The following is a 24,375-nucleotide window of genomic DNA, read 5'->3' on the forward strand; positions in this document are numbered from 1 at the left end:
AGCACTTTTGGTCGGGTTGGGTTTACGGCCTGCAGGCCGTGCCCTGTTGCCCAGGCTGGTGAACGGCGCTGGGGGATCACTCCAAAACGCCTGCCACTGCAGGCGCTGCTTTGCCGTGCCGGTCATTGCCAGCACTTGTACTTGTCAGGGGTTATTCCGTTTGCGCCGGGCGTTTGACCCATACGGGCGAGAGCGCCTTGCCGCTGCCGGTGATGTACAGACACACCACTTCGCCACGGGCCAGGGTGACGGGTTTGAGGTCGCTGACTTTGCGCTCGCCGTCGAACAGCGCCAGGCTGACCTTGACCGGGTTGACTTCGCGCTGGCCGTTGGCGTCCGGCGCTACGGCGTCGACCACTGGTTTGCCGTCGGCGGTTTTCAGGCTGAGGGTGCTGTCCGAGAGGTTCTGCACCCGCAGTAGCGCCTTGCGCTTGTTATTGAAGGGCGCCTCGGCCACCAGCTTGGGCGGTTCACCGACCTGGCTGACCAGGGTGTAGAAATGCTCGGCTTCGAGTTTTACCGGCAGGCTGCTGCTGCCGACCTGAGCGCTGTAGCTACCGGCCGGGAGAAAGCTGAAGTCGCTGGAGGCCAGCGGCGCGATGTCGTTCAGCTCGGTGTTGCCGACGCTGAAGTTCTGCTCGCTGTTGCTGGCGTTGTAGCCGCGAATAAAGGTCGAACCCTTGGGCGCGTTGGGCGCATACAGGCCGCCTTCGCCCGCAGTGGCAGTGAGGCTGGTGAGGCTCAAGGCCAGCGCGCAGGCATAGAACATTCCGAAGGTTGAGGTGGGTCTGTGCATGGGTAGAACTCCCTGTGGGTTAATAAAGCGGTACGCAGTACCGCGGTTGCGACGGCAGGCTTTAATGCCTGTCGCTGGCGGCTAGGCGGCGGTTGCCGCTGGGGTGTTTGAGGGCGCTTAGCCACTGCGCGTCGAAGGCGCTGAGGTCGTTGGTCATGGGCAGGTAACGCTCGGGGAACTCCCAGATCACCAGCTGCGGCGGGGCGTCCTGCAGTTCATCGCTTTGCAGGTACTTGAGCATCGGCACCAGCGGGCCCTGGCCATCTTCGGCGTGGTTGCTGAGGTCGCGTTGCAGGTGCTGGCGCAGAGCCCCGGCAAAATTCCACGAGGGATTGGCGCTGTAACTGGTGCCAACCAGGGCCACCGGCATTTCGCTGTCGCTGAACAACGCATCGGCCCCCGCAGCCTGCTCGGCGGCCTGGGTTTCGTTGCGGCGCAGCTGATCGGGTGGTGGCAGCAGGTGGCCGAACAGTGGCTCCAGCGGCAGAAAGCGGGTGAGGTCGCCGTTGTAGGGCTTCGCCGGGCTGGCTTGGGTGACAAATACCTGCGGCTCGCCCGCCAGGGTGATGGTGCTCTTCAGCGTACTGCTCAGTTGCTGGGCAACCAGGTCTGCGCCCTCGGGCGTCCAGTGGGTGTCGGTGCGCAGGAACATGGCGCCGCTGGCTTTGCCGGCCTGCAAGGTGCTGAGCAGGTCCGGCGCGGCAATATCGGCGTCGCGCACCTCGTTGAGGAAGCGCTGGTAAAGCCCCTGGCGCAAGCTGCTGACCGGGTTGTCACCGACAAATTCCGGGTACAGCCGCGACTTGCTCGGCACGATGGCCAGCAACAGCATCACGTCGTGCTGCGCCAGCTCATCGCGTACACCCTTGATCAGCGCCAGGTTCTCGCGCACCTGCTGCGGGCCGTCGACTTCCGGTTTGAACTCTTCACTGGAGTACAGCCAGCCCTGCTCACCAATCTGCACGCCAGGGCGGCCTGCGTTGAACAGTAGAAAGTCCAGGCCGGCCCACAGACTGGTGCCGAGGGTCTTGATCGGGAAGTGCTCGTCGTAATGACTTTCGAAGGTCTTCGCCAGGCCACCGTCGATGATGCTGAACTGCTTGGGCAGCTGATAACTCAGCACCCCGCGCATGGACCAGACAAACAACAGGCCCAGCACGCCGATAAACAGCGCGACATAGAGTGTGCGTAACGGGCGCGTCATGGTCGGCCTCCTCAAAACTGGAAGTACAGAAACGGCGAGTAGCTTTGCGCCGAGAGCTTGAGCAGCGAGGCGCAAAACAACAGCAGCAAGGCGCCGCGCATCAGGTAACGGGGCAGGGCGATGCTCGCGCTGGCTGGTGCCAGCAGCAGGGCGCCGCTGTTGGGAATCAACCCGTTGCCAGCGCTTTGCGCGCGCTGTCGGTAGAACTGGCGCAGGCCGCAGAACGCCATCACTGCGTAGGCCAGCAGCAGGGTGGCGATCTGCAGGTCGCTGATGCTGGCGCGGTTCAGTTCACTCAGGGCCCAACCCTGGCTGCTGAACATCGCCGGGCTGAACATGGCGCTGTACATGCGCCAGGCCACGTCGAGGTTCTCGGCGCGGAAGATCACCCAGCCGAGCATTACCAGGAGGAAGGTGAACAGCCATTTCAGCGGGTTGATCAGCGTGGGTGCAGCGTTCACCCCCAGCGCTCGCTCAATGGCCAACCACATGCCGTGCCAGGCGCCCCAGATCAGGAACGTCCAGTTGGCGCCGTGCCAGAAACCGCCCAGCAGCATGGTCAGAAACAGGTTGCGGTAGGTGTTGAAGGTGCCACCACGGTTGCCGCCCAGCGGCACGTACAGGTAGTCGCGCAGCCAGGTGGAGAGGCTGATGTGCCAGCGTCGCCAGAACTCGGTGATCGACTGGCTGATATAGGGCTGGTTGAAGTTCTCCATAAAGCGGAAACCCATCATCAGACCCAGGCCGATGGCCATGTCGCTGTAGCCGGAGAAGTCGAAATACAGCTGCGCGGTGTAGGCCAGCATGCCCAGCCAGGCGTCGCCGGTGCTGGGGTTCTGCAGGGCGAAAATATGGTCCACCAGCGGTGCCAGGCTGTCGGCGATAAACACCTTCTTGACGAAGCCCTGCATAAAGCGCGTGGCGCCTTCGCTGAACTTGTCGAGGCTGTGGCTGCGCTCGGTGAACTGGTCGGCCAGGTCCTTGTAGCGCAGCACGGGCCCGGCAATCAGCTGCGGGAACAGGGCGATAAAGGCGGCGAAATTAACCAGATTTTCTGTGGGTTTGGTGTCGCCGCGGTACACGTCGATCAGGTAGCTGAGCGACTGGAAGATATAGAAGGAAATACCGATTGGCAGGATCACATGGGTCAGCAGGAACGGCTCCAGGCCGGCTGCCTCCATCACCTTGTTGATGTTCGCTACGCCGAAGTTGGCGTACTTGAAGTAGCCCAGGGTCGCCAGGTTGCCGACTATCCCCCACAGCACCCAGCGCTGCGCCGCCTTGCTACGGACTCCAGCGGCATGAATGCGCAGGCCGAAGATGTAGTTCCACAGGGTGACTGCGACAAACAGCAGGAGGAAATCCACCCGCCACCAGGCGTAGAAGGCATAGCTGCCGATCAGGATCAGCAGGTTGCGATAGCGATTACTGCTCAGGTAATACAGGCCGAGAAAGATCGGCAGAAACAGGAACAGGAATACGTTGGATGAAAACACCATCCGTAGATCTCCGTTGAGTAGCAACTCTTCCGGGGCTCGCAAGCCCCCCTTTCCCCCCGCGAGCAGGAGGTTTGTTTCACCCCGTCACCGGACGGGTTTACCGACGTAGCAGCGCCTGGGCTAAACGCTCAGCCCAGTGCGCGAATCAACTGCCCTTGGCGTGCTTGGGCTCGAATACCTGGCTGACGTTGCCGCCGAGGCGGAAGGTCTTGAACGGGCCCATCGTCTGCTGCAGCGCCTGGGCGTCGGCCGAGCAGGCATAGAGCACGCAATAGGGCGCGAGCCAGGCGTATTTGTTGGGTTTTTTCAGGTCGTCCATGTCCTGTTTGTCGCCGGTTTTGCCGACGAAATCGTCCGGGTCATCCACCCCGTTCAGTACCCGTTCGGCCAGGCGCTGCAGTGCGCCGTGGTTCTCCGCGCGTAGATCGACGCCATTGGCCTGGGCGAAGGCGGCGATCATCACCAGCGGCGGCAGGCTGTAGTTGTGGTAAGCCAGGGCGCGCTGGCTGCGTTTCAGCTCGTTGGGCAGGTAGCCGTCGGCGTCAACCTGGTTGGCACCTACGCGAAACTGCGCCACGGCCCAGTCGAACAGGTCGCGGCGATCGGTGGCGATGGCCGTGGCCATTACCGACCAGGCGGACCAGTAACTGTGGTTATTGATTTTCTTCAGCGGCAGATCGCTCCAGTCCTGCACGGTGTGCTCGGCCAGCGTGCTGAACCAGGCTTCGATGCGCTGGGTTTGTTGCGCATAAGCGGCCAGCGGTTGCGAGGCTGAAAACTTCAGGCGCAGGTAGGCCGAGGCCAGGCTGCCCAGCGCCCATTTGCGCACCGATTTGCCGGTGTGGTTGTACTCGCTGCTGAGCAGGGCGTCGGCTTCTGCCCAGTCGTTCAGCCACTGCAGCGCGCATTCAAGCTGCGCAGGTTGGCCATCGCGCATGTAGTGCATGATCAGCCGGTTGACCCCGCGTTCCATCTCGGTGATGGCGGCGGTCCTGCTACGAAAGGCCTTTTCCGAGTCGAGATTGAGGGTGGCGCGGGCCTTGCCAGAGCCTTCGTATTTGCTGCGAAACACCAGTTTTTCGGTGTAGGGCGGCGGCGTTGCCGGGCAGGCTTGGGCCTTTTTCGCGGTAACCGGCACGGGTGCGTAGTAGCCCGGCGGCGGCACCAGGCTGGCGGCGAACAGCGCTTGGCTGCACAGGGCTGCGCCGAGCAGGCAGGGTGCGAGGAACCAGCGGGTGCGTGGCATCAAACCTCCTGGGCGGTTCATTGCGCGCGCGCCGTAAGGGCTTTGTTGTCAGCGCTGGGGCGCTTGCACAACGTGGCCTCGACGCTGAGATTGGCCGGCATGTTTTCCGGGCTCTGAATGTCCAGGGCGAGCAGGTTGAGATCGGCCCAGTCGGCGTCGTTGCGCAGTTCGAAGACGTAGCGGCCGTCGGTAGGGGCGCGGTCGCTCTGTTCGAGCTTGAAGTTTTCGCGCCGCCCTGTGAGGTACCAGAGGGTGGCCTGGGCCTGATGTATGCCGGGGTCGCTGAAGGTCAGGTCGATCTGGTAATCACCGCCGCGCAGGTCCTGCACGGCGCGTTTTTCGCCGTTGACCAGCACCTGGTTGGCCCCGGGCTTGAGGGTGACCTTATTCTTCATCACTGCCTTGTGGCCCGCACAACCGTTGTCCACCAGTGGCACGGCCTGGCGGTAGAAGCTTTGCTGCGCCAGGTCGTAATGGGTGGCGAATTCCCAGAGCAGAATCTGCGGCGGGTTGTCGTGAAATTCCTGGCTGGTCATGTACTGCAGCAGGGCGCTGTCGAAGCCGCCGCCACTGACCGAGCGGTTAAGCACTTCGGCGCCGCTGTGCTGTTGCAGAAAACCGGCGAAGTTGTAGGCCGGACCGCTGTTGCTGGTACCGACCAGGGCAATCTGCGGGTCGGCTTCGTCGCCGAACAGGCTGTCGCTGTCGGCTTCACCCTGCATGGTGGTCTCGAAACGCGGCACATACTCGGTGGCGTAGGTGGTGCCACAGAAGTGTGCGGCGGTCTTGTGCAGGGTGCCGGCCTTGGGCAGCAGGCCGGTGATGTTGCTTTCGAACTGCTGCTGGGGGATCTCGTCGAACCCCGGGATTTCGTTGAGCGTTGCGGCCACCAGTTTGGCGGTGCGCTCGGCACCGGCGGGCGTCCAGTGGTGGTCGGCCTTGAAGTAGTAGTCGGTGTCCACGCCCTGTTCGTCAAACAGCGGCGACAGGTCGGTGGTCCAGATTCCGGCATGGCGAAAGCCCTCGATGGCCTTGAGGTAGTTCTGCTTGGCCAGATCGAAATTGAACTTGGCTTTTTCCTCGGCGGTGAGCTTTTCGCGGTTTACCAGGCCGCGAGTCGGTTGATAAACGATCAGCAATTCCACGCCTTTGCGCTTGAGCGCATCGCGCAGGCGTTTGAACTGCCGATAGCCGTCGGGTGTGGTGCCAAAGTCGGTGCGCAGGTCATAACGGCTGCGAAACAGCCAGTCACCTTCGCCCTGCACCAGGGCGGTGAAAAAACTCAGGTACTTGGTGTTGTACTGGCTGGGGTCCTGGGCAGCGGGGCACAGCGGGCCGACCCGCTGCACCTGATAGTGCGGTTCGGCCTGCGCGGCAGCGGCGACACCCAGCAGGGTGCAGGCGAGGGCCAGTTGGCGGAATTTGAAAGGCTGTGTGTTCACGTTGTCGTTCCTCAATCCTGGAGTTCGGCCTGGCTTTCCACGGGGTCGATCAGCACGGCCAGTTGGCGGCGCACCATCAGATCGAGGATTTCTTCCTGCTTTTCACCGAGGATGCCGCTGAAGCTGATACCGGTGCTTTTGCTCGGCGCGAGCATTTCCACGCGGTACAGCTCAACCGATAACGGCGAGTCGATAGACAGCGGGCCGGAGCCGTTGGCCGCGAGGGTGCCGCCGACCACGATCATCGAGACCTCGGTGTCGAAGGGGTCGAGCTGGATATTGCGGTCGGTGTCGGAGAGATCCTTGATATGCCCGTACACCCCGCTCAGGCCGTTGGCGGCGGCGACGTTCTCGTACAGGCGGATATTCAGGCTGTTGCGCAGGCGAATGCCGTGGCGGGCATTGTTCAGGACCTGATTGCCCCAGAGCAGGTTGTCCGAACTTTCATAGAGGGTGATGCCGTCGGCATGGTTACCGTACACCTGGTTGTAGGCCACCAGGTTGTTCACGCTGTTACGGTCGATAACGATGCCGGAGAGCTTGTTGTCGTAGCTCTTGTTATTGAAGATCCAGCTGTTGTCGACCTCGCGGGAGATGATGATGCCGTGCTTCTTCTGGGTGCCGTGCACGCGGTTCTCGGCGATGATCAGGCCGTGGGAACGGTCGTGCGGGTCGATGCCGTAGACGATGTTGTCGCGGTAGGTGTTGCCCTTGATCACCACGTTTTCGGCTTCATAGCAGTAGAAGCCGTACCAGTGGTCGACGAATTCCGAATCGATCAGCCAGCCAGTCGGCTCCGGTCGTTTCAGGCGCGCCTGCATGCCGGGGGTGTACTGGGTGATGCTGACGCCGTAGGACTTGCTGGTGTTGTAACCCAGGCTGGTGAATACGCTGGAGGCGATATACAGCTCGCTGCCGCCCCAGGACACCAGAAAGGGGCGGAACTCATCGGCGCTGCGAAAGCTCGCCGGGGCGTTGTCGGCCTCGCGCCAGGCAGTGAGTTTTGTTTCGGTGAAAAACAGCTGACCGTCATTGACCACAAAGCTGCCGCGCTCCTGCGACAGGCGCAGCTCTTTGGTGCTTTTATCGACATGCAGGGTGGCGCCCTGGGCCACCACGATGGGCAGGCGCGCCAGGTAGACGCCCGGTTCAACTTCGCTGAATTGACTGTCCGGCAGGCTGCGCGCCAGATCCTTGGGCGTCACGTAGCCGCCTTCGATAAAGATCGCCTGGGGCATGCCGTTCTGCCGCGTGACCCACTCGCGTATACGTTCGTTACCGCCGATAAAGTCCTTCAGCGCATCCTGCTGCAGCATGCGCCGCACCACCACCTTGCCGCCTGGTGTGCGCTGGATCTTGGCTTCGACGGCCGCAGTGGTGTAGCCGCTGAGGTCGGGCAGTTGCGGTGGGTCCAGGTGCAGCTCGGCAATCGGCGCGCTGGTTACCGTGTAGTTCTGCGTCGGTTTGACTGTTTGCTGCGCTTCGCCGGCTGCTGCCGTGGCTATCCAGGGCGCGGCCGGTTGCAGCGCGCCGAGCAGCATGCCGCTGCACAGCAGGGCAATGCCGATGGCGCGTTTGAGTTTGCTAGGGCGTGGCGTCATGGCGCGGGGTCCTTAGAATTTCCAGATAACATCGATAAAGGCCCGATGCATAAGCGAGTCGGTGTCGCTGCCGTAGGCATCGCCAGGCTTGAATACGCCACCACGGAAACGCACCAGGGCTGCGGGCTCGTCGATGGCTTCGCTCATCGCCGCAGGCAGCAGGCCTTGCTTGAAGTACTTGGTGACGACCAGATCAAGCTCCTGGCCGAGCGCCTTCTCACCGTCCACCAGGGCTACCTGCGGGGCAGGGCTGAGATCGGCGAGTGGATCATCGAAACGCGCGTTGATACCGCTGCGGCCGATCTGCTGGTGCGCATCGACGCGCCAGAAGTGGTGGTAGACCAAGCTGGCGTCGTAGTCGTCGGCCAGCTGCCAGGAGCCGAACAGGGTGGCGGCCTGCAGGTTGCTCAGCTCGCCGCGGAAGGCCTCGCCGAAGCGCTGCACACTGCTACGGGTGCCGGTAAAGGTGGAGCGGTTGCTGTGCAGGCCGGTCTGCCGGTAGTTGTCGTTACCACTGCCGTCGGCATCGCCGCCGCCACTGCCACGGGCGTAGGCCGCACCAATCTGCCAGTGGGGATCAAGGCGCAGACGCAACCCCAGGTCAGTGGCCCAGGCATTCAGATGAGTGCTGCTCTGGCCGCCGGCAACGCTGTCATCCAGGCTGCCGTTGAGGCTGTTACGTTCGCCCGTCAGCGAGGTGAGGCTGGCCCAGTAGTTGAGGCGCTGCTGGTTGCGAAAGTTGTACGCATCGCTGTGCGCGTGCAGGCCCAGCCAGGTGAGGTTGCCGTTGGCGCGTTTGTCCAGGGCATCGATGGGCTGATTGGGGTCGGCCAGCGCGCCGTCGTCGCGTGAGTGATGCGCGCGAAAACCGAGCCAGTGCCCTGGCTGCCACTGAGCGGCAATATCGCCGAACAGGTGCAGACGGTCTTCGTCTTCCGGGGCCAGTTCGTCGAGGTCGCTGCGGTACTCGCTGAAGCGCTGCGCGGCGCCCAGGCTGGCTTGCAGCAGGGTGGTGTCGAAGCGCCAGTTCAGTGCTTCGATATTTGTGTCGCGCCATTGCCCGTCTTCGTTGTGCAGGCGTTGGCGACCCAGGCGCAGGTGTTCGCCGGGGTAGTCGGTGAGGCCGGCGTAGTCGACCCAGAATTCGCGCAGTGCCAGGTAGTTCTTCTTGCGGGTGCGGCCATCGGTCTGGCCGGACTCCGGCTGGTCTGCGGACGACTCCAGGGTATCGGTCTGGATGATGTCGCTGGCCATTACCGCCTGGCCCATGGCGAAGGCACTCCAGTTACCGCGTTGGACGCGCAGCCAGGGACGCAGGTCGAGGGCGATGCCGTTAGCGTCGCCGCCGCCGCGGGTGCCGAGGTCGCGGTCTTCTTCCGATTGCGCGGTGATCTTGATGTCGGCGCCAAAGTGCATGGCGTCCATCTGTACGGCCCAGGCCTGGCTGCTGCAGAGCATGGACAGACCAAGGCCGAGGCTGATCGGGTTGAGTTGCAGCAATGCACGGCGCTTCATGGATGGTGCGCCTGCAGAGTGGCTTGATCCTGCCAGGCCGTGCCGCGCAGTTGGCGCTCATCGGCGAGCAATTGCGCGGCCTTGATGCGCTCGCTTGGGCTCAGTTGCTGTTCGCTGGCGCGCGCCAGTTCGCTGGCCTGCGGGGTATTCTTCGGCAGGGCCAACTGGCTGAAGACATAGGCGTTGACCGGGTCTGGCTGGATGCCTTTGCCTTGCGAATACATCTGCGCGAGGGCGAAGTCGGCGTTGATCTGGCCGTTGCGCGCGGCGCTGAGCAGGTGATCGAGGGCCTGTTGCGGGTAGATGTCGCCGAGGTAACCGCGCAGGTAGATCTGGCCGAGAAAGTAATTGGCGCTGGGTTCGCTGGGCGCGGCCTTGCGCAGGTGCTCTTCGGCTTTGTGCGGGTCTTGCGGCAGCAGCTTGCCTTCGTAGTACAGGCGCCCGAGCAGTAGCTCGGCACGCGGCAGGGCGGCGGCGCGGCCTTGTTCGAGGTAACCGAGCATCTGCTCGATATCACCCAGTGCTGGGTAGTCGTAAAGCAGGCGCGCCAGGCTCACCCAGGCCGCGGGATAGTTCGGCGCAATGGCTTCGAGCATGGTCTGCGCCTGGCTTTCGTCCGGCTTGCCGAGTTCGGCGTCGGCCAGCACCTGGGCCACGGCATCCACCCGTTGCGCGGGGATCGCCTCGCTGTGGTAGCCGGCCATCAGGCGCTGGATCAGGGCTTGCTGCTGTTTGCTCTTGCCTTGCTTCTGGTACACGGTGGCCAGCTCGACATAGCAGACATCGGTTTGGCTGATCAGGCCCTGGCAGATCTGTTCGATCTCATCCAGGTGCTGGTCGTAGTTGCCCTGGCTGCGGTACAGCAGGATCTGCGCCAGATCGGCCTGGGTATGGCCTTGTTGGCGCCAGGTGGTGAGGCGTTGTTGTACGTTCATATCGGGATAATCCTGTGGGTATTGCAGGTACAGCATCACCAGCGGCAGCAGGCTGTTGGCTTCCCCAGCAGCGAAGGCCTGCTCCAGTAATTGCGCGGCTTCGCGGCGTTCGGCAGGGCTGGCGGCGGGTTTGCGGGCGAGCAATTTGCCCAGCCGCGCCTGTGCCCGTGGCGAGCCGTCGAGGGCGCTGCGGTAGGTCTGCTCGGCTTGCTCCAGGCCTTCTGCAGAGCCGCTGGCCAGTTGCAGATCGGCCAGGCCGATTTGCGCGTCGACATAGCCCAGCTCGGCCAGCTGGCGGAAATGCTGCTCGGCGGTGGCGTGGTCGCCCTGCTTCAGCGCTGCCACGGCCAGACGCTGGTCAGGCAGGTTGGCGCAGGCGCTTAGGCCCAGCGCCAGGGTGAGCGTGAGCAGTGGCGTGGCCAGCGGGCGGGCGTTGCGGTTCGACATGCGCCTGCTCCTCAGAGACCAGCCGCCAGGGCTTTGTCGATCATCCAGTCGAGCGACGGGCCGCGGTCGAGCAGCACTTCCACGGGTTGCCCGGCCAGGTTGCTGCTCAGGGTCTGCTCGGGTTCGATCACCACGCGGATATCCGCTGCCAGGCCACCTTCATGCAGGCTGCTGCTGACGATCTTGCCGTAGCGCGGGGTTTCTTCGCCGGCGACCATAAAGCTGGCGCGGCTACCGATGCGGGCCTGGGCAAAGTTGCGGTAAGGGAAGCTCGCCAGCACCGTGGCGCGGGTGTTTTGTGGCACCAGTTCGAAGATCACATCGCCCTTGCTGGCGAACTGGCCGTCGGCCACCAGCTGACGCGCCACCTTGCAGTCGCAGGGGCTGGTCAGGGTGCCTTTGATCTGTTTGCCGAACAGGGTTTCGATGTTCGCCGTGCTCAGCTGCTCGTCGTTCAGGTGACCTTTGAGCATTTCCAGCATGCTGGCGGAGAATGAGGCAATTGGCGCGCCTTTGGCCACGCTGCCGTCTGCGCCGATCAGGCTCTGCACCGTGCCTTCGCGTGGCATGGTGACCTGCAGACTAGGCACGTTGACCAGGGCTGACTGGGCATGCGTGACGAAGTACAGGCCGTACACCGACTTGAAGATAAAGCCGAAGGCCGCCAGGCCCACCAGAAAGATCGCCAGGCTGAACGTCACGGCCTTGAGACGGCCGAGTACGCTCATGGCGGTGCCGCCGTTGGCCTGCTTGCGCGCCTTGGTGAAGTTGTCGCGTTGCAAGGTACTCAGCAGGTCGCCGGCGCTGACCAGCTCACCGCCCAGGTAGGCGCTGATCAGATGGCGCAGGGTGGCCTGCTCGCGCGGTTTGAGGTTGTGCAGCTGGCAGCCGATACGCTTGCTGTCGCTATCCACCGAGCGCACCTGGAATTCGATGTCGATACCCAGGTTGAAGCTGTCGAGCTTGAATTGCAGGCGGCCTTTGTGGAAGTCACCGATCTGCATCGCCTGCTGGTTGTCGATCACGCTGAAACCACCTGCCGAGATATCGCAGAGCTGTAACTCGATACGCTCGCGGCTCTTGTTCAGGTAGTGCACCTGGGCCGGGATCTTCACCCGGGCATGCTGGCGCTGGGCTTCGGACTCATGCACCACGTTGACGTTGACGGCTGTATTCATGCTTGCAAATTCCTGTTCAAAAGGGTCGCGCTCGTCACACCAGCACCAGCAGGGTGGCGACGAATAGGCTGGCGGCAGAGAAGGTCATGGCCCGCGAGGACCAGGTGTTGAACCAGCGCTGAAAACTCACCAGGCCGCGATCGAGCTTGGTGTTCTGGCGGGTCCAGGACTGCTGGTCGAGACGGAAGAACACGTAGATCTTCACCAGCGCGCCGACGATCTGGTTGTAATAGAGAATCAGTGGGTAGGCCGGGCCGATGTGGTGCCCGGTGACGCTCAGCAACAGGGTCAGAATCAGCCGGGTCAGGCCGATCCACAGCAGGTAGGCCAGGAAGAAACCGAGGCCGTATTTGATACTGGCGATGATCGCCACGCTCAGGCCGAGCAGGCTGGTCCACATCGACACGCGTTGGTCGAACAGCACCAGGCTGGTGAAACCACCCAGGCGTTTCATACCCAGGCGTAAGGCGCGGGCGTTCTGCCGCAGGTTGTTGCCGTACCAGCGGAACATCAGTTTGCGGCTGGCCTTGATAAAGCTCTTTTCCGGCGGATGCTCGACCGTATTGATCGCCGCATCCGGCACGTAGAAGGTGTCGTAGCCCAGGCGCATCAGGCTGTACCAGCTGGACTTGTCATCGCCGGTGAGGAACTGGAAGCGCCCCAGGCGCCAGTGGTCGAGGTGATCGCTTTCCACATCGGCGATAAACGCCGGGTCAGTCACCACTTCGGCGCGGAATACCGACATGCGCCCGGTCATGGTCAGCACGCGTTTGCTCAGGGCCATCGAGCACATATTCAGGTGGCGCTGGGCGAAGCGCAGCTTGTGCCATTCGCTCATCACATAGCTGCCGCGTACCTCGCAGAACTCATTGGTGGTGAGGCCGCCGACATTGGGGAACAACTTGAACCAGGGCACGGTTTTGCGCACCACCCCTGCGCCGAGCACGGTGTCGCCATCGATCACCGCCACTACTGCATCGGTATCTGGCATCTGCCGCGATATGGCGCGAAAGCCATAGGCCAGGCCATCCCGTTTGCCCGTGCCGGGAATGCGCACGAAGTCCAGGGAGACGTGTTCTGGCGGCTGCATTTGCGCCCAGAGGCTCTTCACCAGTAGCTCATCGGAAAGCTCAACGATGGAGCAGACCACGGTTGTCGGGTAGCCGCAGTCAATCGCTTCGCGAATCACCGAGCGGTACACCTGGGCAGTGGTCAGGGCATCGATGCGAAAGCTGGTGACCAGCAGAAACACCTGGGACGGATCGGCGGCTTTGCCGAGCTTGGCCACCTGGCGCCGGTAGTAAGGGAACACCAGATAGAGAAACAGCATGCCGCGCACGAAATGCACGGCGCCCATGGAATAACGCCAGATGCCTACCGCGCCGATCAACAGGAGGTAGTCGCGCGACTCGGGGTCGAACACGCTCCTGGGCAATGCCAGCGCCAGCAGCATCAGCAGTGATAAGTAGAACAGCCAGCCAGCGGCCTGGTTGAGGCCGCTTTTCAGCGTGTGGGTTTGCATAAACATATCCATCGTCTGTGCCAGATAGCCCTGGTCGGCGCTTGGCCGCCCAGGGCTTGCCTCAGCTCACAAGCTGCAGGGGTTACCAGCAGATGCCTTCGCTGCCGGCACGCGATGCCGTTGGCATAAAGCCCACCAGGTCGACCACGTGCTTGCCGTGCAGGGCCTGCTGCGCCAGTGGGGCAAAGTGCATGTCGCTGTTGCCCAGTACGATGATGTCGGCACCGTCCACCACGGCATCGAAGTCACTGCTCAGCAGTGAGGAGACGTGGGGGATCTTCGACTCGATGTAGTCCTTGTTCGCCCCATAGACGCGGGCGTACTCGACGTTGCGGTCGAAGATGCTCAGGTCATAACCCTTGCCGATCAGCATTTCTGCCAGCTCCACCAGCGGGCTTTCACGCAGGTCATCGGTGCCGGCTTTGAAGCTCAAACCGAGCAGGGCCACCTTGCGTTTGTCGTAGCTGGCGATGATGTCGAAGGCGTTCTGCACCTGGATGGCGTTGCTGCGCATCAGCGAGCCAATCAGCGGTGCATCGACATCCATGGCCCCGGCGCGGTAGGACAGGGCGCGCACGTCCTTGGGCAGGCACGAGCCGCCAAAGGCGAAGCCGGGTTTCATGTAGTACTTGGAGAGGTTGAGCTTGTGGTCCTGGCAGATCACGTCCATCACATCGCGGCCATCGACGCCGGCAGCCTTGGCGATATTGCCGATTTCGTTGGCGAAGGTGACCTTGGTGGCGTGCCAGACGTTGCAGGTGTACTTGATCATCTCGGCGACATCGATGCTCTTGCGGATGATCGGCGCATCCAGCTCGCTGTAGATGCTTTCCAGCAGATCACCGGAGGCCTGATCCAGCTCACCGATCACCGTCATGGGCGGGAAGTCGTAATCCTTGATCGCAGTGCTCTCGCGCAGGAACTCCGGGTTTACCGCCAGGCCGAAGTCGACCCCGGCCTGCTTGCCCGAGCAGTCTTCGAGGATCGGCAGCACCACGTTCTTGGCGGTGCCCGGCAGGACTGTGCTGCGGACCACCACGGTATGCCGTTCGGTTTTGTCGCGCATGGCCAGGCCGATTTCGCGGCACACGCCCTCGATGTAATTGAGCTCCAGATCGCCGTTCTTCTTGCTCGGCGTACCCACGCAGATAAACGACACGTCGCTGTTAAGCACCGCATCGATCACATCGGTGGTACCGCGCAAATTCCCCGAAGCCAGCCCCTGTTGCAGCAGTTCTTCCAGGCCGGGTTCGACGATTGGCGATTTGCCATTGTTAATCAGATCAATCTTGCTGGCGGATACATCCACGCCAATCACTTGATGACCGCGCGCTGACAAACAGCCTGCACAAACTGCCCCGACATAACCTAAACCGAAGATGCTAATTCGCATCGCATTCACCTCGTCCATTTATTGCGTAATTAATTAGTGGCGATTAGCCACGGTTATTCGTTAGTTCGGCAGGCAAAGCTGCGTGAACTAATGCAGGCATAAAAGTTGGTTGGTAGCGTGGCGCTACCGGAGCCGGGCTTTGTATGTAGCACGCCCGTTCTGTATGTCTGGCCAGTGGCGCGATAGGCTCTGGCCTGTGGCTTTCAGTGAGTCATCGAATTCTTGATAGTTCCACCTTGTATTTGTCCGTAACTTTCTTTGGGCTGAGTTTCTGCGCCGGATATAGATCCGGTATTAATCGCAGATATAGTCACGCGGAAAGTTGCATGAAGAAAAACATCGTGTCGCTATGAGTCCGATGTTTTTCTGATGGTTCCTACCGTCCGTCATCTTTTGCAATGAAATGAGAACTGCTTGGTAGTTGCACTTTGATGGCACTTTTCAACTGTCTGGCGGAGTAATTCGCGCGGTGTATATGGGCGCTGGAAAGTTCAACAGTAAAGTTGAGCTTTAATAAAGCTGACTGTTTGAATAGGTATTGAACGGCGCGGGAAATAGCGGGCAGCGGGCCGTTGGCGCGGCCCGCAGGGTAGGGCGGGGGTCAGTCCTGGGGGTGGTCGCGAAGGAAAACCAGGGTGTCGGTTTTCGAGTTTTCCGCCGAGTAGCGGTAGCCCTCGTAGGTGAAATCCTTGAGGCCGGCCGGGTTGGTCAGACGCTCCTTGATCACATAGCGCGCCATCAGACCGCGGGCTTTTTTCGCGTAGAAGCTGATGATCTTGTACTGGCCGTTCTTCAGGTCCTTGAATTCGGTGTCGATGATCCGCGCATTCAACGCCTTGCGTTTCACCGCGCTGAAGTATTCGTTGGACGCCAGATTGAGCAGCACCTCGTCGCCCTGAGCGGCCAGCGCTTCATTCAGCCAGCCACTGATGCGTTCGCCCCAGAAGTCATAGAGGTTATTGCCACGCGGGTTGGCCAGCTTGGTGCCCATTTCCAGGCGATAGGGCTGCATCAGATCGAGCGGGCGCAGTACGCCGTACAGGCCGGAAAGCATACGCAGGTGGGTTTGCGCGAAGTCGAAGTCGGCCTCGCTGAAATCCTCGGCATTAAGCCCGGTGTACACGTCGCCCTTGAATGCCAACAGCGCCTGCTTGGCGTTGGACGGATTAAACGGCCGCTCCCAGCTGCCGAAACGCGCGGCGTTAAGGCCGGCGAGTTTGTCCGAGAGGTGCATCAGCTCGGCGATCTGCGCCGGGGTGAAGTCGCGCAGCTGCTGGATCAGGTCCTGGGCGTGGTCGAGGTGTTCGGGCTGGGTAAAGCGCGGGGTCGCAGGCGGCGTCTCGTAATCGAGGGTCTTGGCCGGGGAAATCACCATCAACATAAGCTGTGCTCCTGAAAGTCTGCGGCGATTTTAGGCCGAGCGGTGGTCGCGGCTCTAGCTATTATGCCGATGGATTGTTTTGTGACCTGCTGGGCGTAGGAGCGGGCCATGCCCGCGATGTAGTTTGCACGCGGCCATTTTCGCGGCCATGGGCCGCTCCTACTGATCGTTCTGGCTAGGCGCTTGACCCAGGGGCCGCCACGGGGTTGTAGTCTGCCCAGGTCGAATCCTCCAAGGAGCTGCCATGACCGCCTGCAATCACTCGCGCTGGGAACCGTCCCACGATTACCGTCCACTGGAAACCACTGCTGAGCGTCAGGCCTGGCGCGTTGCTGCGCTGACCGGGGCAACCATGCTGGTGGAGATTGTCGCCGGCTATGCGTTCAACTCCATGGCCTTGCTCGCCGATGGCTGGCACATGGCCTCGCATATGCTCGCCATCGGCCTGACTGCGCTGGCCTACCTGCTGGCGCGGCGCTACGCCCACGACCCACGTTTTGCCTTTGGCACCTGGAAGGTCGAGGTGCTGGCGGGTTTTGCCAGCTCACTGATGTTGCTGGTCGTAGTGGCGATGCTAGCCTTCGAGTCCTTCTGGCGTTTGTTGCAGCCCCAGGTAATCGCATTCGAGATGGCCCTGTGGGTGGCGGTGATCGGCTTGCTGGTCAACCTGGTCTCCGCCTGGTTACTGCGCGATAGCCATGATCACGGTCATGCTCACGGCCAGGGTCATAGCCACGCCGGCGCACATGATCATGCCGATCACGATCACGATCACGATCACGATCACGCAGCGCCAGCGGGCAAGGACCTTAATCGCCATGCCGCCTTTATCCATGTACTGGCAGATGCGCTGACCTCGGTGGCGGCCATCGTCGCCTTGCTTGGCGGCTTGCTGTTGGGCTGGGATTGGCTCGACCCGCTGATGGGGGTGATCGGTGCGGTAATTATCGCGGTATGGGCCAAGGGCCTGTTGATCGAGACCGGCAAGGTACTGCTCGATCGCGAGATGGACAGCCCGGTGGTCGAGCGCGTGCGCACTGCTTTGGCCCAGGAGGTGGACACCGAACTGGCCGACCTGCACCTCTGGCGTGTGGGCCGGGCGCAGTTCGCCTGCATCGTCAGCGTGGTGACCCATGGCAATGGTTCGGCAGATCGCTATAAGGCACGGCTGGCGGGGATTGCGGAGTTGGTGCATGTGACCGTGGAGGTCAATCGCTGTGCCGATGAGCACGGGGCGGAGCGGGGCTGAATGGAAAAATCTGCGCAGCTCGAAAGCCGGTGCGACTTCCGACTTTAACGGCGCTTGCGTGGTGCGCCAAGCGCTATTTGTCGCTCCGATAAATAAACCTGAAAAACTCAAAAAATACGTTTTTCTGTCATCTTTTTTGGAGTATCTAAAAGGCAAGACCGCCGAACCCTGCAGACAGGTGGCGGCCATTGGCCCTCACCTTTTTGCAGCCTTCTCAGCCCCGGCACTGAGGAGTCGACGGCCCCTCCGCGGCGCAGACTCGCCCCTGCGTTGCTTGGCTACTACAAGAAGGTGACCGAGTATGGATGACCACGGACGCTCCAAGCCCACCGCCCCAACCCTGTACGCCCTCGATACCAATGTGCTGATCCACGACCCCAACGCGTTGCTGAATTTTCAGGAGCACCACGTTGCCATCCCGATGACCGTACTGGAGGAGCTGGACAAGCTTAAAACCGGCAAACAGGGCGTGGCCGCCGAGTGCCGCCAGGCCATCCGTCTGATCGACAAGATTCTCGGTAGCGCCAACCCCGAAGAAGTGGAACACGGCGTCGCCATCCAGCGCGACAAGAGCGGCCCTTGCGGCTTTCTGTCGATTCTTATGAGCAAGAGCGCCACCCCGGTCACCTGGCTGCCGGAAGACCTCAACGACAACAAGATCATCAACCAGCTGGTCGAGCTGAAGTCCCGCCGCCCCGGTCTCAACGTGGTGCTGGTGACCAAAGACATCAACATGCGCCTCAAGGCGCGCGCCTGTGGCATCGACTCCGAGGATTACCACACCGACCAACTGGTCGACGACGTGTCGCTGCTGTCGCAGGGTTACCACAACATGGACGGCTCCTTCTGGGATCGTGTGAATAAGGTGGAAACCCGCCAGGATCACGGCCGTACCTGGCATCGCGTGCAACTCACCGACAACCTGCCAGCGGTGCACGTCAACGAGTTCATCATCGACGAGCAGGGCTTTGTCGGCTGGATCAAGGGCATCAAGCACGGCGAACTGCTGATTCTCGACATGCACCAGGAACCCTTGATGCATCAGGAAGCCTGGGGCCTGCGGCCACGGGATATCTACCAGTCACTGGCGCTGTTTGCCTTGCTCGATCCGGATATCCACCTGGTCAACCTGTCCGGCGCGGCCGGTTCCGGTAAAACCATCCTGGCCCTGGCGGCGGCCATCGAACAGACCATGGTCAGCAAGCGCTACCGGCGCATCATCGCCACCCGCAGCGTGCAGGGGCTGGATCAGGAGATCGGTTTCCTGCCCGGCACCGAAGCCGAGAAGATGGAGCCCTGGCTTGGCGCGATCACCGACAACCTTGAAGCCCTGCATATGGACGACGAGAACACCCACGGCAGCGTCGACTACATCCTGCAAAAGGTCCCGTTGCAGTTCAAATCCCTCAACTACATCCGTGGCCGTAGCTTCCAGCAGAGCCTGATCCTGATCGACGAATGCCAGAACCTCACCCCGCACCAGATGAAAACCATCATCACCCGTGCCGGCAGCGGTTCCAAGGTGGTGTGCCTGGGTAACCTGGCGCAGATCGATACCCCTTACTTGTCAGCGCCCAGCTCGGGCCTGACCTACCTGACGGAGCGCTTTAAAGACTTCGAGCACGGCGTGCACATCACCCTGCAGGGTGTGCCGCGCTCGATCCTCGCCGAGTACGCCGAAACCCATATGTAAAGGTGTGACTACCCTGCAGCCTTGAGTGCTGCAGGGTGTTTACCTGTAGCCCGGATGCAATCCGGGGATCACTACAAACCGTAGGATGGGTGATAACCCCGCAATCGCAGCGATGGGTTGTCACCTACGCGGCCCGCCCCATCCTACGTGCTGGTGCATAACCTCCCGTCTGAATCCCCTGGCATTCACAGGTGCCGAAACCTGACCCCTGGGTTTACAATCGCCGGACACTTGCCTGGAGCCTGTCCGTGTTAACCCATCTCGATTCCCAAGGCCGCGCCAATATGGTCGACGTCAGCGACAAAGCTCAGACCGTCCGTGAAGCCGTGGCTGAAGCCTTGGTGCGCATGCGCCCAGAAACCCTGCAGATGATTGCCCAGGGCGATCACCCCAAGGGCGATGTGTTCGCCGTGGCACGTATCGCCGGCATTCAGGCAGCGAAGAAAACCAGCGACCTGATTCCGCTGTGCCACCCGCTGATGCTCACCAGCGTCAAGGTTGAGCTGACGCCTGAAGGGGCGGATGCCGTGCGCATCACCGCGCGCTGCAAGCTGACTGGGCAGACTGGCGTGGAGATGGAAGCCCTGACCGCCGCCAGCGTCGCCGCGCTGACCATCTATGACATGTGCAAGGCGGTGGATCGCGGCATGGTGATTGAAAGTGTGCGTCTGCTGGAGAAAGTCGGCGGGAAAAGTGGGCACTTCAAGGCCGAGGACGAAGCATGATCCGCGTGCAGTATTTCGCCCGTTATCGCGAAGCCCTGGGTCTGGATGGCGAGCAGCTTAGCGGCGAGTTCGCCAGCCTTGATCAGTTGCGCCAGCACCTGCTGAGTCGCGGCGGCGTGTGGGATGTGCTGGCCGAGCAGAACCTGATGTGCGCGCGCAATCAGGAACTGTGCAGCCTGGATGAGCCGCTGGCAGCTGGCGACGAAGTGGCGTTTTTCCCCACTGTGACCGGCGGTTGAGCATGTTGTCGTCGCGGCTAAAGCCCCTCCCACAGAGAGCATTTGCATGAGCATCCGCGTCCAGTCGCAACCCTTCGATCCGGGCGTTGAGCTCAACGCCCTGCACGCCGCCAACCTGGGTATTGGCGCGGTGGTCAGCTTTGTCGGCTATGTGCGCGACTTTAATGAAGGCCGCGAAGTTGGCGGCATGTTTCTCGAACACTTCCCCGGCATGACCGAAAAGGCCCTGGGCAAGATTGCCGAGGAAGCCGCCCAGCGCTGGCCGTTGCTGGGGATCGAGATCATCCACCGTATCGGCCGCCTGGAACCGGGCGAGCCGATTGTGTTTGTCGGCACCACCAGCGCCCACCGTCAGGCAGCCTTCGATGCCTGCAACTTCGTGATGGACTACCTGAAAACCCGCGCGCCGTTCTGGAAGAAGGAAGACACCGCCGAAGGCCCGCGCTGGGTTGAAGGGCGTTGCTCAGATCAGGCTGCGGCTGAGCGCTGGAAACAGCAACCTTAAGCACGTTTTCTACATGTCGCCTGCGCTGATCGTTCAGTCGCAGCGATGACTGTTGCCCGGTTGACGGTTTGTACATATAAGTCCAGTATGGAATTTAAAGTATAAATCGAGACTGGCATATGACCCGTCCACGCGTGCTACCCAGCCATCGCTTTTCGCTCAGGTGTACACCTGACGCGCCTTTCTTCTGTCTTGCAGCAACCGTCGTTGTCCGCTCTTCCTGCGCAGCAATGCCAGGTGGCGTGGGCCTGTCCATCCCTCAGCAGGAATCCACAGCATGAAGAAAATCGTCCTGGCGGGCGGCATCGCCCTGAGTCTGATCGCCTCCAGTCTGTTCGCCGCAGACAAACCCTTGCGTCTGGGTATTGAGGCCGCCTATCCACCCTTTGCCTATAAAGAGGCCAGCGGGCAGATCGCCGGTTTTGACGTGGATATCGGCAATGCCCTGTGCGCCGAGATGAAGACCGAGTGCCAATGGGTCGAGCAGGAGTTCGATGGCCTGATTCCCTCGCTCAAGGTGAAGAAGGTCGACGCCATTCTGTCGTCCATGACCATCACTGATGAGCGGCGCAAGTCGGTGGATTTCACCGGCAAGTACTACTACAGCCCGGCGCGTCTGGTGATGAAGGCCGGTAGCGAGGTTGCCGCCGATTTCAGCAACCTCAAGGGCAAGCGCATCGGCGTGCAGCGTTCGAGCACCACCGACCGCTTCGCCAGCGAAGTGCTGGCCGCGCAAGGGGTTGAAGTGGTGCGTTACAGCTCGCAGAACGAAATCTACCTGGACATGATTTCCGCGCGTCTGGACGGCACCCTGGCCGACGCCATTCCGGTGGATGAAGGCTTTCTGAAAACCGATAACGGCAAGGGCTTCGCCTTCGTCGGCCCGGCCTTTACCGACCCGAAATACTTCGGTGAAGGCGCCGGCATCGCCGTGCGCAAGGGCGATGCGCAACTGCTGGGCAAGCTCAACGACGCTATCCAGGCGATTCGCGCCAGCGGTGAGTACCAGAAGATTCAGGCCAAGTACTTCACCTTCGATATCTACGGCGACTGAGCCGTCCGGCAATGAGAAAACCGCGCGCTGGCGCGGTTTTCTAGCTAGGCGCAGCCACCTTCACGCGATTACGGCCATCTTGCTTGGCGCTGTACAGCGCGCGGTCACTGGCCACATAGAGGCTGTCGTAAGTGCCTGACTGGCCTGCGTCCAGATAGCTCATGCCGATGCTTACGGTGACGGCAACGTCTTTACCGTCCACCTCCTGTAACTGCGTCTCCACCAGCTGGCGCAGCTTCTCGGCGATCTGCAGCCCCTGCTCGCGGTCGCAGTTCACCAGCAATAACATGAACTCCTCACCACCCAGACGTGCCAGGCTGTCGAGGCCTCGTACCTGGCTGGAAAGTAGCGCAGCGATGCGCTTGATAACGACATCGCCCAGTGGATGACCGAAGCGGTCGTTGACGGTCTTGAAATGATCGAGATCGAGCAGCAGCAAGCACAATGGCTGTTGCGTGCGCTGACAACGCAGCAATTCACGCTCGACGATGCCATTAAACGCGCGGCGATTGAGCAGGCCGCTCAGTGGGTCATGTTCGGCAAGGTAGCTGAGTTTGTGGTTCTGCTCTTCAAGCAGCTGTGCCTGGTCTTGCAGCCGCTGTTTCTGGGTGTTGATCTGTACGAAGTTGCTCCACTGCAACCACGCCAACAGCAGGCCAATGGAGCAACTGGATAGACCATTGACTTGATTGCTCAACAAGACCGCTGGGGTGCTCTGGGTTTGTTGGATGCCAAACAGAAACAGCGCCAGGGTCAGGCTAAACAGCCAAAGGGCGGAAAGTGGGCGGTGCAAAAAAACCAGCGCCGTCAAGCTACACCCCACCAGTAGCGGGGTGATATTGCTGGTGACTAATTGATCGATAGCGCTAATCAGAGCGGCGAAGCACAGCGTGCCGAGTACCGCCACGTTGACGCTGATCTGGCGTAAGCGAACTAACTCTGGCCGGGAGGCTAAATACCAAGCCGCTAACGCCAGCGCCCCGAAGAACACCAACATGCCGGTGTGCGCGGCGAGAATGCCCTGCCGCCATAAGGCTTCATTGGCGGACTCGGGCTGTCGTTGCCAGAACAGCCAGATGTGCATCAGGTTGAGGGGTGGAATCCAGGGCGCAGCAAGCCGCAGGCGCCGTATGTTTTGCTCAAGCAACTGTGGCGCAAAGGCTCGGTTCTTTTCAGCAATGGTTTGCCAGTTAATACGCCAAGCACGCAATGCCCATAACTCCTTTAACGGTATCAGTGCAGGGCCCAGAGAGTTCGAGCCTTGTTGATAGACGTTACACAAGTTCAGCCTGCCGGGCGACTGAGTTATCCCGGCAGGCTGTGGGCACACTAGAACAGGCTTTACAGCAGGCCCAACTCCATCGCCGTGCGATCCACTGCGAGTTTGGTTTTGGCCACCAATTCGTCCAGCTCAGTGCGCCCAGCCACCAGGGCCGGCGCCATGATCATGCGTCCCTGGGTGGAGCGGATAATCACGCCTTCCTCGAAGCCGATGGTGCGGCAGCGCCAGGCTATGTCGCCTTCATTGGCGAAGCGCTTGCGGCTGGTTTTGTCCTCGGCAAACTGCAGGGCGGCGACCAGGCCGGTGCCCTGGATATCACCGACCAACGGGTGGTTGCCGAACACCTCACGCAGGCATTGCTGCAAATAAGGGCCGGTGTCGTCCTTGACCTGATTGACCACGCCTTCATCGCGCAGCGCCTTGATATTGGCCAGGGCCACGGCGGCTGCAACCGGGTGGCCGGAATAGGTCAGGCCGTGGGCGAATACGCCGCCTTGTTCCACCAGCGTCTCGGCGATGCGCTTGGAGAGCACCAGGCCGCCCATGGGCACATAGCCCGAGGTCAGGCCCTTGGCGATGGACAGGGTGTCCGGCTGGAAGCCGAAGTGCTGGTGGGCAAACCATTCGCCGGTACGGCCGAAGCCACCGATCACTTCGTCGGCGCACAGCAGCACGCCGTACTGGCGGCAGATGCGCTGGATTTCCGGCCAATAGCTTTCCGGCGGGAAGATCATGCCGCCGGCACCCTGGAAGGGTTCGGCAATAAAGCCGGCGACGTTTTCCGCGCCCAGTTCGAGAATCTTCTCCTCCAGCTGCAGGGCACAGCGGCGGCCGAATTCGGCCGGGGTCAGCTCACCGCCGTTGGCGTACCAGTAGGGTTCGTCGATGTGCTCGATATCCGGCAGCATGCCGCCCATCTCATGCATAAATTTCATCCCGCCCAGGGCGGTGCTGGCCAGGGTGGAACCGTGGTAGCCGTTCCAGCGGCCGATCATCACCTTCTTCTCGGGCTTGCCGAGAATCTGCCAGTAGCGGCGCACGGTGCGGATCAGCACCTCGTTGGCCTCGGAGCCGGAGTTGGTGTAGATGGCGTGGCTGTAATGGGCGGGCAGCAGGCTGAACAGGGTTTCCGACAGCTCGACCACGGCCGGGTGAGTGGTGTGGAAGAACATGTTGTAGTACGACAGCTGCTCCATCTGCTTGCTCGCGGCGGCGACCAGGTCCTTGCGGCCGTAGCCGAGGTTGGTGCACCAGAGCCCGGACATGCCGTCGAGGTAGCGCTTGCCGTCGTTATCCCAGAGGTACAGGCCCTCGCCGCGCACCATCACGCGTGGCCCTTCGGCATTCAGCGCTTTCTGGTCAAGAAAGGCGTGGATATGGTGGGCGGCATCCAGCGCCTGGTAGTCCTGAGTCTGGCGGTTGGGGGTGTTTGGGACTGTCATTTTCAGCAACCTCGGTGATTACCTGTG

At 61.5% G+C, this 24,375-nt stretch carries 20 protein-coding genes; 6 read left to right on the top strand and 14 right to left on the bottom strand.

Going from position 1 to position 24,375, the window contains the following annotated elements; genetic code table 11:
* Positions 1-151: 151 nt before the first annotated feature.
* The 12 genes from Q8O69_RS17040 to yaaA all read right to left on the bottom strand — a co-directional run bounded on the left by Q8O69_RS17040 (position 152) and on the right by yaaA (position 16,159).
* Positions 152-796 (bottom strand): alginate O-acetyltransferase AlgF, encoded by a 645-nt coding sequence (locus Q8O69_RS17040; RefSeq protein ID WP_305593410.1) that lies wholly within the window; start codon positions 794-796, stop codon positions 152-154.
* Between the two features lie 61 nt (positions 797-857).
* Positions 858-2,000, bottom strand: a complete 1,143-nt coding sequence (locus tag Q8O69_RS17045) for an alginate O-acetyltransferase (RefSeq protein ID WP_305593411.1) — start codon at positions 1,998-2,000, stop codon at positions 858-860.
* Positions 2,001-2,011: 11 nt separating this feature from the next.
* Complete coding sequence (locus Q8O69_RS17050) at positions 2,012-3,499, bottom strand: MBOAT family protein (RefSeq protein WP_305593412.1); 1,488 nt, start codon at positions 3,497-3,499, stop codon at positions 2,012-2,014.
* Between the two features lie 145 nt (positions 3,500-3,644).
* Positions 3,645-4,745 carry a mannuronate-specific alginate lyase gene (locus Q8O69_RS17055; protein ID WP_305593413.1) on the bottom strand — a complete coding sequence of 367 codons (1,101 nt, stop codon included), beginning with the start codon at positions 4,743-4,745 and terminating at the stop codon, positions 3,645-3,647.
* Between the two features lie 17 nt (positions 4,746-4,762).
* Complete coding sequence (locus Q8O69_RS17060; protein ID WP_305593414.1) at positions 4,763-6,187, bottom strand: alginate O-acetyltransferase; 1,425 nt, start codon at positions 6,185-6,187, stop codon at positions 4,763-4,765.
* An 11-nt stretch (positions 6,188-6,198) separates the two neighbouring features.
* Positions 6,199-7,788, bottom strand: a complete 1,590-nt coding sequence (gene algG, locus Q8O69_RS17065) for a mannuronan 5-epimerase AlgG (RefSeq protein WP_305593415.1) — start codon at positions 7,786-7,788, stop codon at positions 6,199-6,201.
* Positions 7,789-7,800: 12 nt separating this feature from the next.
* On the bottom strand, positions 7,801-9,285 hold the full coding sequence (locus Q8O69_RS17070) for an alginate export family protein (protein WP_305593473.1): 1,485 nt from the start codon (positions 9,283-9,285) through the stop codon (positions 7,801-7,803).
* A gap of 14 nt (positions 9,286-9,299) precedes the next feature.
* Positions 9,300-10,685, bottom strand: coding sequence for an alginate biosynthesis TPR repeat lipoprotein AlgK (gene algK, locus Q8O69_RS17075; protein WP_305593416.1), 1,386 nt, complete (start codon positions 10,683-10,685; stop codon positions 9,300-9,302).
* Positions 10,686-10,696: 11 nt separating this feature from the next.
* The gene (locus Q8O69_RS17080) at positions 10,697-11,863 is read right to left on the bottom strand and encodes an alginate biosynthesis protein Alg44 (protein ID WP_305593417.1); all 1,167 of its coding nucleotides are present in this window, start codon (positions 11,861-11,863) and stop codon (positions 10,697-10,699) included.
* A gap of 34 nt (positions 11,864-11,897) precedes the next feature.
* Positions 11,898-13,385, bottom strand: a complete 1,488-nt coding sequence (alg8, locus tag Q8O69_RS17085; RefSeq protein ID WP_305593418.1) for a mannuronan synthase — start codon at positions 13,383-13,385, stop codon at positions 11,898-11,900.
* A gap of 82 nt (positions 13,386-13,467) precedes the next feature.
* Positions 13,468-14,778, bottom strand: coding sequence for a nucleotide sugar dehydrogenase (locus tag Q8O69_RS17090; protein ID WP_305593419.1), 1,311 nt, complete (start codon positions 14,776-14,778; stop codon positions 13,468-13,470).
* 601 nt (positions 14,779-15,379) lie between these two features.
* Entirely contained in the window at positions 15,380-16,159 is a 780-nt protein-coding gene (gene yaaA, locus Q8O69_RS17095) for a peroxide stress protein YaaA (protein ID WP_305593420.1), read from the bottom strand.
* A 244-nt stretch (positions 16,160-16,403) separates the two neighbouring features.
* On the opposite strand from yaaA, the gene dmeF reads away from it, so the two are divergent.
* The 6 genes from dmeF to Q8O69_RS17125 all read left to right on the top strand — a co-directional run bounded on the left by dmeF (position 16,404) and on the right by Q8O69_RS17125 (position 21,624).
* Entirely contained in the window at positions 16,404-17,408 is a 1,005-nt protein-coding gene (gene dmeF, locus Q8O69_RS17100; protein ID WP_305593421.1) for a CDF family Co(II)/Ni(II) efflux transporter DmeF, read from the top strand.
* Positions 17,409-17,709: 301 nt separating this feature from the next.
* Positions 17,710-19,101, top strand: a complete 1,392-nt coding sequence (locus tag Q8O69_RS17105) for a PhoH family protein (protein WP_275960946.1) — start codon at positions 17,710-17,712, stop codon at positions 19,099-19,101.
* 248 nt (positions 19,102-19,349) lie between these two features.
* On the top strand, positions 19,350-19,826 hold the full coding sequence (moaC, locus tag Q8O69_RS17110) for a cyclic pyranopterin monophosphate synthase MoaC (RefSeq protein WP_275960947.1): 477 nt from the start codon (positions 19,350-19,352) through the stop codon (positions 19,824-19,826).
* On the top strand, positions 19,823-20,065 hold the full coding sequence (locus tag Q8O69_RS17115) for a MoaD/ThiS family protein (protein ID WP_160013380.1): 243 nt from the start codon (positions 19,823-19,825) through the stop codon (positions 20,063-20,065). Before moaC ends, Q8O69_RS17115 begins: the two co-directional genes overlap by 4 nt.
* Before the next feature lie 46 nt (positions 20,066-20,111).
* A complete protein-coding gene (gene moaE / locus Q8O69_RS17120; protein WP_304864816.1) occupies positions 20,112-20,570 on the top strand; it encodes a molybdopterin synthase catalytic subunit MoaE in 459 nt (152 codons plus the stop codon).
* A gap of 277 nt (positions 20,571-20,847) precedes the next feature.
* Positions 20,848-21,624, top strand: coding sequence for an ABC transporter substrate-binding protein (locus tag Q8O69_RS17125; protein ID WP_305593422.1), 777 nt, complete (start codon positions 20,848-20,850; stop codon positions 21,622-21,624).
* A 40-nt stretch (positions 21,625-21,664) separates the two neighbouring features.
* Here Q8O69_RS17125 and Q8O69_RS17130 read toward each other — a convergent pair whose 3' ends face one another.
* Positions 21,665-22,834: a GGDEF domain-containing protein gene (locus Q8O69_RS17130; protein ID WP_305593423.1), complete on the bottom strand. Its 1,170-nt coding sequence runs from the start codon at positions 22,832-22,834 to the stop codon at positions 21,665-21,667.
* Positions 22,835-22,965: 131 nt separating this feature from the next.
* Positions 22,966-24,348 (bottom strand): aspartate aminotransferase family protein, encoded by a 1,383-nt coding sequence (locus Q8O69_RS17135; protein WP_305593424.1) that lies wholly within the window; start codon positions 24,346-24,348, stop codon positions 22,966-22,968.
* Between the last annotated feature and the right edge of the window lie 27 nt (positions 24,349-24,375).

Source organism: Pseudomonas sp., from assembly GCF_030690725.1.
Classification (GTDB): Bacteria; Pseudomonadota; Gammaproteobacteria; order Pseudomonadales; family Pseudomonadaceae; genus Aquipseudomonas.